This is a genomic window from Streptomyces sp. Tu6071, from assembly GCF_000213055.1.
GTDB lineage: Bacteria > Actinomycetota > Actinomycetes > Streptomycetales > Streptomycetaceae > Streptomyces > Streptomyces evansiae.
In genome coordinates, this window is the sequence record NZ_CM001165.1 from 179,068 (window position 1) to 194,631 (window position 15,564).

Genomic DNA, 15,564 nt, shown 5'->3' on the forward strand with positions numbered 1-15,564 from the left:
CTCACCCTCGAAGGGGATGTCATGAGCACAACTGCCACGCGGGACGCGCCCTCGGCCACGAGGAGCCACCGGGCCGCCCTCGACGTCGATCCGCACGCCTTGGCCGCCGAGTTCTTCGGCACCCTGGCGCTGGTGTTCTTCGCGGTGGGGGTGGCGATCTTCGCCAAGCCCTTCGTGGGGGTGCTCGGCATCGCGCTCGCCTTCGGCTTCGTGCTGCTCGCCCTCGTGTACGCGATCGGCCCCATCTCGGGCTGCCACGTCAACCCGGCGGTCACGCTCGGGATGGTGCTCGGCCGCCGGATCTCGCCGCTGACCGGTGTCTGCTACTGGGTGGCGCAGTTGGCCGGAGGTGTGGCCGGTGCGGCGCTGCTGGCCTGGCTCGCCCGCTCGATCCCGATCTTCAAGGCGGACGGGCGCGGGTCCTTCGGCACCGACGGGTACGGGGCGAACTCGGTCGTGCACATCTCGGCGGGCGGCGCGTTCCTCGCCGAGACGATCCTGACCGCGCTGCTCGTCTTCGTGGTGCTGTGCACGACGCACGGCAAGGGCGCCAAGGGACCCGCGGGGATGGCGATCGGCCTGAGCCTCGCGGTGATCCACCTCCTCGGTATCCCTCTCACGGGGACCTCGGTCAACCCGGCGCGGGCGCTCGGTCCGGCGATCTTCGCGGACAACAACGCGCTGAGCCAGGTGTGGCTCTTCCTCGTCGCCCCGCTCGCGGGCGCGGTCATCGCGGTGATCGTGCACTTCCTGACGCACGGCCTGCCCGACCAGCACGAGGCGGGGACCCCGCCGGTACCGGCCACCGAGAGCCCGGCCGGCTCGGCGGCCGGTGCGGCGGGTGCCGCCGAGACCGAGGCCGAGCGCCGCGACAAGGACCTGGAGTGAGAAACACGCGCGCCGGTACGGCGCCCGGGCGAGAGGGCCCGCTTCCCCCGGGGAGGCGGGCCCTCTCGTACGTATGCGGGGCCCTCGTCCGTTCGCGGCGGGCGGGCCCCTCTCGTGCGTACGCCCGCTCAGTCCCGCGCGGTCTTCGCCGGGACCTGGGCCCGGGGTGGCCCGGCGGGGCGCAGGGCGGTGAGCGCGAGGACCACCAGGAGGTTGGCGGCGAACGCGACGAGACCTCCGTTGACGCCGTGCCAGGGGTCGTGGTCCGTGGCCCAGAGCAGGGTCATCACGGCGAGTCCCACGAGCATGCCGCTGACGGCGGCGCTCTTGCCGAGCCGGGGCCAGAAGAGCGCGAGCAGCGCCGTGGGCACGAGCTGGGCGATGCCCTCGTAGGAGAGGACCGAGAGTTCGACGAGGGTGCTCGGGTGGATGAGGGCGCCGAGGAGGGCGAGGAGGCCCGCGAGGAGGCAGACGAGCTGCGAGAGGGTCTTCGCGCGCTGGTCGGCGCGCGCGGCATCGGCCTCGTCGCGGTGGCGCAGCGGATGGCGCGGGTCGGCGCCGTTGCCGCCGCCGAGGATCGTGCGGCCCCACAGCGTGCCGATGGAGAGCATGAAGACGCTCATCGGCACGATCGCCGAGAGCGCGCCCGCGACACCGATGACGGCGACGGCCCCGGCCGGGAGCGAGTCGGTGACGAGGCGGTAGAGGGCGAGGTCGGGGTTGCCGAGCTGGGGCAGCGCGAAGAGCGCGACCGCGCCGACCGTCATCGGGATGAAGAGGAGCAACTGGTACCAGGGCAGCAGGATCGAGTTGCGGCGCAGGGCGTTGGGGCTGCCCGCGCTGAGGTAGCCGGAGACCGTGGTCGGGAAGACGGTGATGGTGACGGCGTTGAGGAGCACCGTGCTGATGAACCACGCGGCGCCCTTGCCGCCCGAGGCGTGCCCGGGGAAGGTGAGCCACTCGGGCTTCTCGGCGACCATGCGGTCCACGAGGTGGCCGACGCCGTCGGTGTAGTGGGCGGGGATGTAGACGAGCAGGAAGACGACGCTGCCGATGACGAGCACGTCCTTGAAGACGCTCACCCACGCCGAGCCGCGCAGCCCCGAGACGAGGACGAACAGCTCGGCGACGACGAAGGAGACGACGGCGGCGACCTTGAGGTCGACGCTGCCGTAGGTCATGGCGTTGACGACGACGCCCATGCCCTGGATCTGCACCTGGATGTACGGCACGAGGAAGACGGTCGCGACGAGGGCGACGAGGATGCCGAGCGGGCGGGAGCGGAAGCGGTGCTCGGCGATGTCCGCGATGGAGACGAGGCGGTGGCGGCCGGCGTAGGTCCACAGCGCGGGGCCCGCGAGGTAGGCGACGGCGAAACCGACCGTCAGGTAGGCGACGAGGTAGAGGATCGGCGAGCCCATCGAGTACGTCCACCCGGCGGTGCCGAGGAACGAGAAGCTCGTGTACGTCTCCCCCGCCATGAGGACCCAGACGAAGAGCACGCCGAGGCCGCGCCCGGACAGGGACCACTCGGCGAGGCCCTTGGCGCGCCCGCGCGCGCTCCACAGGCCGATGAGGACGGTCGCGACCATGGCGAGGCCGAAGACGGTGGTGGCGAGGACGGCGGAACCGCTCATGACCGGTGGCCTTCCGCGCTGGTGTCGCCCGCGAGGGGTTCGGGGGCGTTCTCGCGGTAGACGGGGTCGAGGCGGGCGGTGAGCCAGATGAGGAGCGGGCTCAGGATCGTGGCGCCGATGACCCAGGCCCACAGGAAGGGCAGGCCGAACACGCGCGGTTCGACGCGGTCGGCGACGAGCGGGGCGAGGACGTAGAGCAGGGCGGGCACGAGCAGCAGCCACAGTGCGGGACGGCGCACGCGGGGGGTCTCGGGCGCCTCGTCAGCAGGTGCGGGGGGCATGGGGATCGGGGTCCTTCGTGGGCGGGACTGCGGGGGACGGCGGCCTCGCGGGGAGCGGGGCCGGGCGTACTCTTCCCCGGCGCGGGGGCGGGGTCAACCCGACGATCTTGCTACGGGGCGGGCGGCGGCCGGTGCGTGGAGGGCGGCGGCTCAGGCGCCCGCCGCCCAGCCGCTCGCCCGCACCACCTCGGCCGCGATGTCCGGCACGGTCCGCCCGTCGGTGGCGACGCGCACCGTGCCCGCCGGGGCCTCCGCGTCCAGGCGGCGCGCCATGCGCAGGCTCCGCGCGAGGTGCGCAGCGGCCTCGGAGCCGATCTCGCGCGCGGTGAGCCGTTCGCGGACGGTGGCCTCGGTGGCGGTGAGGAGGATCAGGGTGGTCCTGACCTCGTCGCCGCCCATGGCCCGCGCGAGCATGGGCGCTTCGAGGATGCTCACGGTGTTCGTGTAGACGAGGCGGCGCTGGCCGAGGGCCGCGTAGTTCGCCCAGACGGCGGCGGTGTTGCGCTCGGTGACGGCGGAGCGGTGCGGGTCGTCGGCGGGGGCGGGGTGGATCTGGTCCATGAAGTCGCCCTCGATGAGGCAGTGCGCCGTCCCCGCCGCGCGCAGGACGGCGGAGACCTCGAAACCGACGCTGGTCTTGCCGACGCCCGCGCCGCCGCCGATGAGGAGAAGTTCGTAGGTGGTCATGACGGGCCACCTTCACAGAGGCGGCCCGGCGGGGCAGCCGGTTTTCCGGCCCCCGGTCCCATGGAACAGCCGGTTCTTCCGGTCCCTGGTGCCGTGCGGCAGCCGGTGTTCCGGTCCCGCGGAGGAGCGGGTTTTCCGGTCCCCGGCTCAGTACCTCGGCCCGCCGAGGCGTCCTTCGAGCTGTCCGAGGAGGGTGCCGAGCAGGCCCACGAGCCGCTCGCGTTCGTCCTGCGGCAGTCCGCCGAGGACGGTGGACTCGAAGGCGAGTTGGTCGGGCAGGAGGTCGTCGACGAGCGCGGTGCCCGCCTCGGTGAGGGTGAGCCTGCTGACCCGTCGGTCGTGCGGATCGGTCCTGCGCTCGACGAGTCCGCGTTCCTGGAGCCTGCGCAGCCGCTTGGTGACGGCGGCGCCCGAGGAGTACGTCTCGCGGGCCAGCTCGCCGGGGGTCAGTTCGTCGCCCGTGCGGCGCAGCGCGCCGAGCACGTCGAACTCGGCGCGGCTGAGCCCGCCGCGCCGCAGGGGCGCGTCCTCGGCCTGCTGGAGGAGGGCGGCGCAGCGATTGACCCGGCCGATCAGCTCCATCGGCGCGGTGTCGATGCCGGGATGCACCGAGCGCCACTGCCTTACGACGGCGGCCACCGAGTCGTGGTGGCTCCCCGCGGGGGCCTCGGCCGGGTCGTTCGCCGTCGTCATACCGGTGTGTCCTCCTGGTGGGACCGCTCGGGGGGCACGGGCCGCGGGTCCTTCGGGGCGGGCCGCGTGGCGAGCAGGCCCTGCCGTGTCACTGTCGCCGCGAGCGTACGGTGTCCGGCGCGCTCGGCGTCGAGCACCCGCCGTTCGGGCACCGCGCGCTGCCACCACTCGCCGCCCGCCGTGTCGGCCGCGGCGCGCAGCGCGACGAGGGTCGCGGCGAACCGGCGACGGGCCCGCTCCAGGTCGACGGCGCTCGCTCCCGTACGGGCGAGGAGGGCCTCCGTCTCCTCGCGCACCGCGTCGGCGGTGGCGAGGGAGCGTGCCAGTTCGGCGCTCGCGCGGCGGTTGGTGACGAGGAAGGCGACGACGAGACCGGCCGCGGCGCCGACGACGGTGTCGAGCACGCGGTCGCCGACGAGCGGGCCCGTGCCGTGCCTGCCGCCGAACTCGCCGATGAGGAGTGCCATCGGGGTCACGCACATGCTGCCGAGCCAGTAGTTGCGCGGCATGAGGGCTTCCGCGCCGAAGGCCAGGACGATGATCAGGACGACGATGGCCGCCGGGGTCGTGTGGGCGAGGGGCGCGATCAGCGCGAAGACGCCGACGCCCACGACGTTGCCCACCGTGCGCTGGATCGCGCGGGTCCAGCTCAGGGTCACGTTGGTCTGGAAGATCGCGACGGCGGTGACGATCGCCCAGTACGGGCGGTCGCTGCCGAGTTCCCGGGCGAGGAGCCCGGCGAGGAGCGAGCCGAGGAAGGCGCGCGCCATGACGGGGAGCAGGGGGGAGCCGGGGGCGAAGGCGCGCAGGACGGGGTGCGCGGCGCGCGGGCGGCGGGCGCGCTCGATGTCGATGCCGGCGAGTTCCTGGAGGGCGGCTTCGTCGAGGTCGGCGGGGCGGGGCAGCGGCCCGGTGCCCCGTGTGCGCCCGGCCTGCTCCTCCAGGAGGGCGGCGTCCGCCTCGTGGGGCGCCGCGAGGGCGGTCTCGGCGCGGACGAGGAGTCGTTCGAGGTCGCGGCGGACGGAGGTGCGGCGGCCCGTCGCGTAGAGGCACTGCCAGCCTGCGTGGACGGCGGTGACGGCGGCGGCGCGGGCGCGGTCGCGCGCGGGGTTCCCGGCAGGGGTCCTGAGGAAGGCGGCGACGGCTTCGAGCGCGCGGGCCGTGGCGCGGCGCTCGGGGCCGGTGGGACGCACGAGCGCCGGGGCCATCGTGACGCACCAGGAGAGCGCGGCGGCGCCGGCGGTGAGGGCGAGGTGCCCGGGCACGGCGGCGAAGGTCTGCGGCACGAAGAGGGTCGCGGAGCTGACGAAGGCGAAGATCACGGGCCCGGGGGCGCCGATGCCCGTGCTCTCGCACAGGGTCTTCTGGACGGCCGCCATCGCGGCGCCGACCGCGATGAGCACGGGGATCGAGTCGGTGGCGGCGGAGGTCAGCATCGCGAGGGCGACGCCGGCGACCATGCCGAGGATGACCCAGAGGACGGCGCGGGCGCGGCGCGCGTACGGGAGGTTGTGGCCGTAGAGGGCGCACAGGGAACCGGCCATCGTGTAGGCGGCGAGGTCGAGCCGGTCCAGCGCGAGGAGGGTGAAGAGCGGGACGACCGCGGCCGACGAGGCGCCGGTGGCGGGCTTGAACCACGTGTCGTTGAGCCCGCCGAGGCGGAGCGCACCGGCGAGGGGGAGCTTCTTGGCGCGCGGTCCGGGGGCGGGCGGCGTGGACGGGTGCTTCCCGGTGGGGCTGGAGGGGACGGGACGACTCATGCCCACAAGCTTAGCAAGTGTTTTACTCGTAAATGATTGAGGCACGGAGTGCCAGCTTCGCGGCCGAGGCACGGCCCGCAGGCCGTCTTTCGCGGCACGAGAGTCGGGCGAGGACCGCTCCTCTCCCCCGGAATTCACTCGCAGGGGCCGGGGTTTCCCCAGTTGAGCGCGCCGAAGTTAGGATGAGCCCTGTGTCCTACGAGCTGACCCTCAGTGCCCAGACTCTTCGCGCCGTGCCCTTCGGCACCCGGGTGGGGGCTGCCGCCGAGGCGGGCTTCCGGGGCCTCGGCCTGTCCGTCGAGCAGTACAGGGACGCGCTGGAAGCCGGGTGGACCGACGGCAGGATGGTCGACCTGCTCGCCGCGCGCGGACTGCGCGTGACGGAGATCGAACTGCTCACCGCCTGGGGCGGGGGCGCCGGGCGGGGTGCCCGCGAGGACGACGCCGTCGCCGAACGGCTCGTCGAGCTGTTCCGCCCCGAGCGCGTCCACGCCACGGTCTTCGCCGCGCGCCCGCTCGACGAGCTGGCCGCAGGTTTCGCGGGCGTGTGCCGGAAGGCCGCCGCGAGCGGGGCGCGCGCCGCGCTCGAATTCCTCCCGTACGCGGGCATCCCGACGATCGGCGCGGCCTGGGAGGTCGTCGCGGCGGCGGGGGACGCGAACGGCGGCATCCTCGTCGACTGCTGGCACTGGGCGCGCTCCGGGGCGACCGCGGCCGACCTGGCCCCCGTGCCCGCCGAGCGGATCATCGCCGTCCAGCTCGCCGACGCGCTGCGCACCCCGCTGCGCGACCCGCGCTACGAGGCCCGCCACCACCGGCTCCTGCCGGGCGAGGGCGGCGGCCACGTGGCCGGGATGCTGGACACGCTGCGGGCCCACGGCGTACGGGCCTCGCTCGCCGCCGAGGTCGTCTCCGACATGCTCGACGTCCAGGACCCGCGCCTCACCGCCCGCCAGGTGCACCGCGCGTGCGTCGGCGTCCTGGAGGAAGCCTGCTTCCCCGGCCTCCCCGTCGACGGCGTCCGCTCCCCCGCCCCGGCGGCCGGGGACCAGGCCCCCACCGGCCTCCCCCCTGCCTTCCCGCACGGCCGCCCCCGGATGCCCGGAGCCCTCTGAGGCGGCACCCGGATGCCGGGAGCCCTGTGAGACCGCGCTCCCTGCGACGCGGCACCCGGACACGGGCGGCCCCGCGAGGCCGAACCCGTAGGACAGTCCGCCCGAACAGCACGGGCCGCGTGCACCCGCCCGCGCCTCCGCGCCCCCGCACTCCCCCGCGTACCCCTGTGCGACCCCTTGGGCGCCGCCTGCCGTGGGCAGGTCCTCTCCGTCACGACTCTCGGCCCTTCGAGGCCCTCGACGGGGAGGACCGCCGTGCACGCTCCGGGACCGGCCGCCTGGCTGCTCGTCGCGCTGTGCGCGGCCACGTCGGCGTACTGCCTGCTGCGGATGCGCGATCCCGGTCGGGGCGTGCGGAGCACGGCGGGCGGGGAAGCGCTGATGGGGCTGGCGATGGCGGTCATGGCGGTGCCCGCCGCCGTGCTCCGTCCTCCGGCGTGGGCCTGGGTCTGCTACACCGTCGTCTTCGGGGCCGCCGCGCTGCGGGCCCTGTGGGCGGCGCGCGCGGGCTCGGCGCACCACGCGCACCACCTCGTCGGCACCCTCGCCATGGTCTACATGGCCTGGGCGATGGCGAGCACGCCCGGCGGGCACGCCGGCCACGGCGGCGGCCACATGTCCGGCGGGGTGCCGCTGGTCACGGGGCTGCTCCTCGTCTACTACGCGGGCTACGTGCTCTACACCGGTACGCGTCTCGTTCCCGCAGGCGGCACGGAGGGGCCCGCGCCGTCGCACTGGACGGGCCGCACCGAGGTCGTACGGGCCTGTCGGCTCGCGATGGCGACGGGCATGCTCGCGATGCTGCTCACGGTGTGAACCCGGCCCCTGACTCTCGCCCGACGACACGGGCGCCTCGCGAGCACGGGGCGTGCGCGCCCTGTGGCGGGGCGCGATTCCTCGTGGCGTGCGTCACTTGCCATGAAAGCCTGTATCTTCCGAACCGGCCGCCCCCATAGGCTGGACGCATGATGGTCCCGGTGGCCCTGCTCCTGCTCGGCGCGCTCACCGCTGTGCTCGCTCCTCGCGTGATCGCCCGTGTCCCCTGGACGGACCGCGAGCCGATCGTGGCGCTGTGGCTGTGGCAGTGCGCCGTGGGGGGCGTGCTCATGTGCTGCGCGCTCGCGATGGCGCTGAGCGCGGCGGCGGCCTGGAAGGCGGTGCGCGGGCAGCTCTTCGCCTCCGCGCCGCACGGGGTGATCGACGCGTACGCGCTCGGCACCGCGGGCCCCTGGGCGGGGGCGACCGCGCTCGTCCTCGCGGCGGGCGGGGCCTGGACGGCGGCGATGCTGACCCGCGAGATCCGCGAGAGCAGGCGGCGCAGGCGCGCCGAGCGCGCGGCGCTCAGGACGCGCGCGCCGCGGCTCCCGGGCGAGGGACCCGCGAAGGAGCGCCTGCGGGTGCTGGAGGGCGAGAAGCCCGAGGCGTGGTGGCTGCCCGGCACTCCCCCGCAGCTCGTGATCACCACGGCGGCGCTGCGCCGCCTGGAGGGCCGCAAGCTCGACGCGGTCCTCGCCCACGAACTCGGCCACGCGCACGCGCGCCACGACTGGCTCCTGTACTGCTCGGGCGCGCTCGCCCGGGGGTTTCCGCAGGTCCCGGTCTTCGCGGCGTTCCGCGACGAGATGCACCGGCTCGTCGAGCTGGCGGCCGACGACGTCGCCTCGCGCCGCTTCGGACGGCTGACCACGGCCCTCGCGCTCGTCGAGCTGAACGAGGACCGGGGTGTCTTCGGCCCGGCACCCACGCCCCACGCCGACGTGCCGCGCCGCGTGGACCGGCTCCTGGAGGCCCACCCGCGACTGACGGCGGGCCGCAGGCTCCAGTGGACGGCGGCGGGGGCGCTCGTCCCGCTCGTCCCCGTGCTCGTCGCGCTCGTCCCGGCCCTGCGCGCGCTCGGCTGAGACGGCGGCCGGGGGCCGTAGGCTCTGCGGACGCACGCGTCGCACGCTCCCCGCCCGCCGGGCATCCGGCGTGCGTGCTCGTTCCGCCCCCGGCCCCACCGAGGAACCCGTATGGCTCCAGCGACCACCGGCACCCCCCACACCCCGCGGGGGCACGACAAGCCCGCGGGCGAGCACGGGCAGGGGGACGCGGCGGCTCTCGTCCTCGGCGCGCTCTCGGCGCTCCTCCTCGCGCTCGTGGCCGCCTCGTGGCAGCCGCTGCTCTCGCTCGACTCCTCGCTGGCCCGCTCCGCGCACCGGCAGGCCGTGCGGCACGAGGGCCTGACGCACACGTGCCGGGTGCTGAGCGACTGGGTGTGGGACCCGTGGACGTTCCGGCTGCTCGCCGCGCTGCTCGTCGTATGGCTGTTCCTGCGCGGGGCACGGGACCTCGCCGTGCGGATCGCGGTGGTGTGTGTCGCGGGCACGCTGCTCCAGCAACTCGTCAAGGCGGCGTTGGGCCGGGAGCGGCCCGTGTGGCCCGACCCGGTGGACTCCGCGCACTTCGCCGCGTACCCCTCGGGCCACGCGCTGACCGCGACGGTGGTGAGCGGGCTGCTGTGGTGGGTGCTGCGGCTGTACGGGGCGCCGCGCCCCCTGCTGGGGGCGGTGGGCGCGGTGCTCGTCGCGAGCGTCGTAGGGGTGGGGCTGACGCGGGTGTGGCTGGGGGTGCACTGGCCGAGCGACGTGGTGGGCGGCTGGCTGCTCGGTGCACTCCTCGTCGTGCTCGGGACACGGGTGCGGCGGGAGCGGGGGGCGTCTTGACCGGGCCGGAGACCGCCCCGAGGATCTTCGTATGACGATCAAGACGGTCCTTTTCGACTTCTCCGGCACGCTGCTGCGCATCGAGTCGGCCGAGGAGTGGCTGCGCGGGGCGCTCGCCGCGACGGGGCACGTCCTGCCGGAGGCGCGGCTCGTCGAACTCGCCGCCGCGCTGGAACGGGTGGGGGCGCAGCCGGGCGGCGCTCCGGGGGCGCCGGCACGGTTCCCCGACGCGCGGACGGCGGAGCTGTGGCCCGTACGGGACGAGAGCGCGGCGGCGCACCGGGCCGCGTACACGGGGCTGTCCCGGCACGTACCGCTGCCGCACGACGCGCTGCACGAGGAGCTGTACGCGCGGCACATGCGGCCGGAGGGCTGGCGGCCCTACCCGGACGCGCACGACGTCCTCGCGGGGCTGCGGGCGCGGGGGATCAGGGTCGGCGTGGTGAGCAACGTCGGCTGGGACATCCGCCCGGTCTTCCGGGCGCACGGCCTGGACGCCTTCGTGGACGCGTACACGCTCTCGTTCGAGCACGGGGTGCAGAAGCCGGACGCGCGGCTCTTCGCGACGGCGTGCGGGGTGCTGGGCGCGAGCGGCCCGGAGACGCTGATGGTGGGCGACAGCCGCGAGGCGGACGGCGGCGCGAGCGCTCTCGGCTGCGCGGTCCACTTCGTGGAACACCTCCCCGTGACCGCCCGCCCGGCGGGGCTGCGGCCGGTGCTGGGGCTGGTGGACGCGGGGGGCTGAGAGGGGCTCAGCGGGTGGGCGGGGGCGCGGTCGCGTCCTCGACGCCAGTCTCGATCCAGTCGCCGAGGGCGGCGTCGGCACGGGCGAGCGCCTCGGTCAGCAGCCGCGCGGCGGCGGGCGAACCCATACGTGCCAGCGCCTCGGCCGTGCGGCGGCTCACGGCGCTGTCCGACGCGTCGAGGAGCAGCGCGAGCAGGACCGCGTCGGCGGCCGGCTCTCCCGCGCGGGGGGCGAGGCGCCGCCCTTCGTCGGCGCGCGCGGCCCAGTCGGCCCCCTCCAACGGCTCCGTCATCGCACTCCCCCTTCCCTGCTGCCTCCCGCGAGCCTCCCATGGCGCGCGGACGGGCCGCCTCCGTGGGGAGGCGGCCCGTCGCGGTGGTGCGCGGTCCGGGACACGTGCGGAAGACTTCGCACGCGCCAGGACCTCGTGGGCTCGCGCCCGGGGGCTCAGTCGAAGTAGTCCGGCTGGGTCTGGACGTTCAGTTCGCCGACCTTGACCCGCTTGGCGGGATCGGTCCTGCGGTCGTCGATCTTGAGGACGTCGAAGCCCTTCTCGATGTCGTTCGAGTAGATGTAGCCGTTGTAGTAGTACGCGGACCAGGAGCCGCCCAGCGCGAGCTGGTCCGTGCTGATCGGGCCGCGCTCGAAGTAGGCGATCTCCTGGGGCTTGGCCGAGTCGGTGAAGTCCCAGACGGAGACACCGCCCTGGTACCACGCCTGGACCATGAGGTCCTTGCCCTTGACCGGGATGAGCGAGCCGTTGTGGGCGACGCAGTTCTCGGTGTCGGCCTGGTGGCGCGGGATCTTGTAGTAGGAGCGGAAGACGAGCTTGCGCTTGTCGCCCTTGCCGACGATGTCGTAGATGCCGTCGGCACCCTTGTCCGGCCCGACCTGTGCGTTGCAGGTGGCCGCGCCGCCGCCGCCGAGTTCGTCGGTGAAGACGACCTTGTCGGCCTTCTGGTTGAAGGTGGCGGAGTGCCAGAACGCGAAGTTCTTGTTGTCCTGGACGCGGTCGATCACGCGCGGCTTCGCCGGGTTCTTGATGTCGAGCAGGATGCCGTCACCCATGCAGGCCCCGGCCGCGAGGTCCTTCGAGGGCAGCGTGGTGATGTCGTGGCAGCCGGTCGTGGCCGAGACGCCCGGGTTGACGGAGCCGCCCGGGTTGCCGCCGTCCGGGAAGAGGACGGGGAAGTCGATGACCTTCGCCCGCTGCGGCGACTTGCGCGGCACCTTGATGACGGAGATCCCGTCGTGCGGCGGCTGGCAGTCCGGGAACGTGGCGCTCGGCGAGTACGAGGACACGTACACGTACACGTCCTTGCGCTCGGGGACGAGCGTGTGGGTGTGCGAGCCGCAGGAGGTCTCGACGGAGGCGACGTACTCGGGGTGCCGCACGTCGCTGATGTCGAAGACCTTGATGCCCTCCCACGAGGACTTCTCGGTCGCGGGCTGCGTCGTGCTGTTGCAGGAGTCGTCGCTGCGCGAGGAGTCCGTGGACAGGAAGAGCAGGTCGCCCGAGACGGAGATGTCGTTCTGCGAGCCGGGGCACAGGACCTGCGTGACGGTGCGCGGCTTCTTCGGGTTGCTCAGGTCGAAGACGCGGAAGCCGTCGTAGTTGCCCGCGAAGGCGTACTTGCCCCGGAAGGCGAGGTCGGAGTTGGTGCCGGCCAGCGCGTCCTTGGGGGTGTTGCTGAGGTGCTCGATGTTGCGGGAGTGGACTATCTCGTCCTGGCCCGGTATCTCGCCCGCGGCCACGTCCTTCTTGGCCGACGCGGCGGCCTCGGAACTGACCGCCGTACGGGACGCGCTCTCGTCGCCGGGCCCCGGCGTCGCCGCCGCGGGGCTCACGGCGAGCAGCGCGGCGAGCAGTCCCGCCGCAGCGGCACCGACGCCGAGGCGTCTGCGCCGGGTGTGGGGGTGGTTGGACAGGGTCACTGCTTCCTCTTCTCCCTCTTCTCCGTCCGTCTTCGCCCTGTTCTCGGCGGCGAGTGAACGGAGTTGAATGGTTCGGGGACTGATCGAAGTATCGTGCTCCTCATGCACATATCAAGAGCGGGTAACAGGATCGTCATGGAATCTTCTGGTTCCCCTGGTGTCCGGTGGGGCGTGCGGGGCGTACTCTCGCTCGCCCTGTGCCTGGGACTCGCGGCGTGCGGAGGGGGAGGTCAGGAGCCGGACGGCGGGGTCAAGAAGCCCAAGACCTCGGCGAGTTCGGTGATCGCGCCGGCGAAGCCCGGCGAGCCCGCGAAAACGCTCTCTCCCGAGGACGCGGAATCGGCCAAGAAGGAGGACGACCGGCCCAACACGGCCGATTTCCGCTACGTGGCGATGATGATGACGCATCACGCGCAGGCGATCGAGTTGAGCAGGCTCGCTCCGGCCCGGGCGTCCTCGGCCGGGGTGAAGGCGCTGGCCGAGCGGATCGCGGACACGCAGGGCCCGGAGATCGACGCGATGAAGGGCTGGCAGGCCGAGTACGACCCGAAGGGGACCCGCACCCCGAAGCACGAGCACGGCGCGATGCCGGGCATGGCGACGCAGGCGCAGCTCGCCCGCTTGAAGGCGGCGCGCGGCAAGGACTTCGACCGGCTCTTCCTGCGCCTCATGACGAAGCATCACGAAGGCGCCATCGACATGGCGGGCGACGTCCTCGGGGGCGGCAACAACATGCGGGTCGAGGAGATGGCGAACGACGTGGTGGCGCAGCAGAGCAGCGAGATCCACCGCATGGAGGCGCTGGCGAAGGGCTGAGCGGGGCGTCGGCGCGGATCGAGCGGGCTTTCGGCGAGGGCTGACTGCCTGTCAGCACGCCGATCGAGCGGCGGCGTCGGCGCGGGCCGAGCGAGCTCGCGGCGAGGACGGAGCGGCTGTCGGCGCACGGGTGAGCGGGGCGGGCCGAGCATGGCGGCGGCGCGGATCGAGCATGGCGGCGGGGCGGGCCGAGCGGGATGTCCGCGCGGGGGTTGTCGGCGGGTGGCTCGGGGCCGGGGGCGGGGAAACGGCACGGAAACCCCGCGGACATCAACAGAATGTTTAACTTCCCTACGGTTCCAGCCAGTTGCACCGTCCCCCACACTCTGCCCTGTCCCCGTCCGCCGCGGGCCCGTGCGGTCCGCCGTTCCCCAGGAGTGCCCATGCCGAGCGCACCTCCGGCCGCCGCGCGGCCCGCGAAGGCCGTTCACCCCGTGGACGAAGTGCCGCCACCCCTCCAGCTCTTCGCCTTCGGGCTCCAGCACGTGCTCGCGATGTACGCGGGCGCGGTCGCCGTCCCGCTGATCGTGGGCGGGGCGATGAAGCTGCCGCCCGCCGACCTCGCGTACCTCATCACCGCCGACCTGCTGATATCCGGGATCGCGACGCTCATCCAGTGCGTGGGCGTGTGGCGCTTCGGGGTACGGCTTCCGCTCATGCAGGGCTGTACGTTCGCTGCCGTCGCCCCGATGGTGCTCATCGGCACGGGCTCGGGCGGGCTGCCCGCGATCTACGGTGCCGTGATCGTCGCGGGGCTCGCGATGGTCCTGCTCGCTCCGGTCTTCGGGCGGCTGTTGCGTTTCTTCCCGCCGCTCGTGACAGGCACGGTCATCCTCGTGATCGGTCTCTCGCTCATGCCCGTCGCGGGGGCGTGGGTCGCGGGTGGTGAGGGGGCGAAGGACTTCGGCGCGCCGAAGAACCTCGCGCTCTCCCTCTTCGTGCTGCTCGTGGTGATCGGCGTGCAGCGCTTCGCGCCGCCGTTCCTGAGCCGGATCGCGGTGCTCGTCGGCATCGTCGTGGGTGTCCTCGTCGCGATCCCGTTCGGCTTCACGGACTTCGGCGGTGTCGGTGACGCGGACTGGGCGGGGATCAGCACCCCGTTCCACTTCGGCGCTCCCACCTTCGAGGCGGGCGCGATCGTGTCGCTGCTCATCGTCTCGCTGGTCTCGATGACGGAGACCTCGGGCGACATCATCGCGGTCGGCGAGATGACGGGCCGCAGGGCGGAACCGGGCACGCTCGCGGACGGGCTGCGCGCCGACGGGGTCTCGACGGTGCTCGGCGGCGTCTTCAACACCTTCCCCTACACGGCCTTCGCGCAGAACGTGGGGCTCGTCGGGATGACGCGGGTGCGCAGCCGCTGGGTCGTCGCGGCGGCGGGCGGGATGCTCCTCCTGCTCGGGCTGCTGCCGAAGCTCGGCGCGGTGGTCGCCGCGGTGCCCGCGCCCGTGCTGGGCGGGGCGGGGCTGGTCATGTTCGGGACGGTCGCGGCGAGCGGACTGCGCACGCTCTCGGAGGTCGACTTCAAGGGCAACCACAACCTGACCGTGGTCGCGGTCGCCCTCGCGGTGGGGCTGCTCCCGGTGGGCGTCCCGACCGTCTACGACCGTTTCCCGGACTGGTTCCAGACGGTCATGCACAGCGGGATCAGCGCGGGGTGCCTCACCGCGCTCGTCCTGAACCTGCTCTTCAACCACCTGCCGGGCGGCAAGGGGTCACCGGAAGCCGACGGGAAACCGGCCGACGAGGCCGCCGTCTCCCCCGTGTCCCCGGAATCCCCCGACTCCCCGGATTCCTCCGCCTCTCCCGACCCCTCGACGCCCCCTGTGCCCTCGGCGCCCCCCGCGCCCTCGGCCTCCTCAGCGGACGGGCTCGCCGAGCCGGTCGGCCTCGCGGGCGGCGGCGTCGAGGACGTGGTCGAGAAGCCCGGGGAAGAGCGCGTCTAGGTCGTCCCTGCGCAGCCCGTTGAGCTTCGCCGTGCCCCGGTAGACCTGGCGCACCACTCCGCTCTCGCGCAGGACACGGAAGTGGTGCGTCGAGGTCGACTTGGTGACCGGGAGGGGGAACTCCGAGCAGTTCAGCTCCCGTTGCCGCGCCGCGAGTTCGCGCACGATGCGCAGCCGCAGCGGGTCGGCGAGCGCGTGGAGCACCGCTTCGAGCCGGATGTCGGCGCGCTCGGGGTGCGGCAGGGCGCGGCTGCCTGCGGCGGGGGTCGTCACGGCGGGCTCCAGGCGGGGCGGACGGGGTACGGGCGGTCGGTGCGCGGCCATCGTACGACGCGTGCCGGTACCGCTCCCCGGAC

The 15,564-nt window shown here is 73.8% G+C and carries 16 protein-coding genes; 8 read left to right on the forward strand and 8 right to left on the reverse strand.

The window, feature by feature from the left end:
* Nucleotides 1–21 precede the first annotated feature (21 nt).
* Nucleotides 22–888, forward strand: coding sequence for an aquaporin (locus tag STTU_RS00725; RefSeq protein WP_043253659.1), 867 nt, complete (start codon nt 22–24; stop codon nt 886–888).
* A 128-nt stretch (nt 889–1,016) separates the two neighbouring features.
* Here STTU_RS00725 and STTU_RS00730 read toward each other — a convergent pair whose 3' ends face one another.
* The 5 genes from STTU_RS00730 to STTU_RS00750 all read right to left on the reverse strand — a co-directional run bounded on the left by STTU_RS00730 (nt 1,017) and on the right by STTU_RS00750 (nt 5,946).
* Nucleotides 1,017–2,525, reverse strand: coding sequence for a sodium:solute symporter family protein (locus STTU_RS00730; protein WP_043253661.1), 1,509 nt, complete (start codon nt 2,523–2,525; stop codon nt 1,017–1,019).
* The gene (locus STTU_RS00735; RefSeq protein ID WP_007818785.1) at nt 2,522–2,806 is read right to left on the reverse strand and encodes a DUF3311 domain-containing protein; all 285 of its coding nucleotides are present in this window, start codon (nt 2,804–2,806) and stop codon (nt 2,522–2,524) included. Before STTU_RS00735 ends, STTU_RS00730 begins: the two co-directional genes overlap by 4 nt.
* 150 nt (nt 2,807–2,956) lie before the next feature.
* Nucleotides 2,957–3,493: a hypothetical protein gene (locus STTU_RS00740; RefSeq protein WP_007818787.1), complete on the reverse strand. Its 537-nt coding sequence runs from the start codon at nt 3,491–3,493 to the stop codon at nt 2,957–2,959.
* Between the two features lie 147 nt (nt 3,494–3,640).
* Nucleotides 3,641–4,186, reverse strand: a complete 546-nt coding sequence (locus STTU_RS00745) for a MarR family winged helix-turn-helix transcriptional regulator (RefSeq protein ID WP_010266372.1) — start codon at nt 4,184–4,186, stop codon at nt 3,641–3,643.
* Nucleotides 4,183–5,946: an FUSC family protein gene (locus tag STTU_RS00750; RefSeq protein ID WP_007818789.1), complete on the reverse strand. Its 1,764-nt coding sequence runs from the start codon at nt 5,944–5,946 to the stop codon at nt 4,183–4,185. The genes STTU_RS00745 and STTU_RS00750 overlap by 4 nt, the downstream gene beginning before the upstream one ends.
* A gap of 182 nt (nt 5,947–6,128) precedes the next feature.
* On the opposite strand from STTU_RS00750, the gene STTU_RS00755 reads away from it, so the two are divergent.
* From STTU_RS00755 to STTU_RS00775, 5 genes are all read left to right on the forward strand, one after another.
* Nucleotides 6,129–7,061: a sugar phosphate isomerase/epimerase family protein gene (locus STTU_RS00755; RefSeq protein WP_202532020.1), complete on the forward strand. Its 933-nt coding sequence runs from the start codon at nt 6,129–6,131 to the stop codon at nt 7,059–7,061.
* A 255-nt stretch (nt 7,062–7,316) separates the two neighbouring features.
* Nucleotides 7,317–7,877 (forward strand): DUF5134 domain-containing protein, encoded by a 561-nt coding sequence (locus tag STTU_RS00760; RefSeq protein WP_043253664.1) that lies wholly within the window; start codon nt 7,317–7,319, stop codon nt 7,875–7,877.
* A gap of 149 nt (nt 7,878–8,026) precedes the next feature.
* Entirely contained in the window at nt 8,027–8,962 is a 936-nt protein-coding gene (locus tag STTU_RS00765) for a M56 family metallopeptidase (RefSeq protein WP_007818793.1), read from the forward strand.
* A gap of 111 nt (nt 8,963–9,073) precedes the next feature.
* On the forward strand, nt 9,074–9,766 hold the full coding sequence (locus STTU_RS00770) for a phosphatase PAP2 family protein (RefSeq protein WP_007818795.1): 693 nt from the start codon (nt 9,074–9,076) through the stop codon (nt 9,764–9,766).
* A gap of 31 nt (nt 9,767–9,797) precedes the next feature.
* Nucleotides 9,798–10,511 carry an HAD family hydrolase gene (locus tag STTU_RS00775; protein ID WP_007818798.1) on the forward strand — a complete coding sequence of 238 codons (714 nt, stop codon included), beginning with the start codon at nt 9,798–9,800 and terminating at the stop codon, nt 10,509–10,511.
* A gap of 7 nt (nt 10,512–10,518) precedes the next feature.
* Here STTU_RS00775 and STTU_RS00780 read toward each other — a convergent pair whose 3' ends face one another.
* Complete coding sequence (locus STTU_RS00780) at nt 10,519–10,803, reverse strand: HEAT repeat domain-containing protein (RefSeq protein ID WP_007818800.1); 285 nt, start codon at nt 10,801–10,803, stop codon at nt 10,519–10,521.
* Between the two features lie 155 nt (nt 10,804–10,958).
* A complete protein-coding gene (locus STTU_RS00785) occupies nt 10,959–12,446 on the reverse strand; it encodes an LVIVD repeat-containing protein (RefSeq protein ID WP_043253667.1) in 1,488 nt (495 codons plus the stop codon).
* Between the two features lie 171 nt (nt 12,447–12,617).
* Between STTU_RS00785 and STTU_RS00790 the strand changes: the two genes are divergently transcribed.
* Nucleotides 12,618–13,262, forward strand: a complete 645-nt coding sequence (locus STTU_RS00790; protein ID WP_007818804.1) for a DUF305 domain-containing protein — start codon at nt 12,618–12,620, stop codon at nt 13,260–13,262.
* Nucleotides 13,263–13,645: 383 nt separating this feature from the next.
* Nucleotides 13,646–15,208: a nucleobase:cation symporter-2 family protein gene (locus tag STTU_RS00795; RefSeq protein WP_007818806.1), complete on the forward strand. Its 1,563-nt coding sequence runs from the start codon at nt 13,646–13,648 to the stop codon at nt 15,206–15,208.
* On the opposite strand, the gene STTU_RS00800 is transcribed toward STTU_RS00795, so the two are convergent.
* On the reverse strand, nt 15,122–15,481 hold the full coding sequence (locus tag STTU_RS00800; RefSeq protein ID WP_009070907.1) for an ArsR/SmtB family transcription factor: 360 nt from the start codon (nt 15,479–15,481) through the stop codon (nt 15,122–15,124). The genes STTU_RS00795 and STTU_RS00800 overlap by 87 nt on opposite strands.
* Between the last annotated feature and the right edge of the window lie 83 nt (nt 15,482–15,564).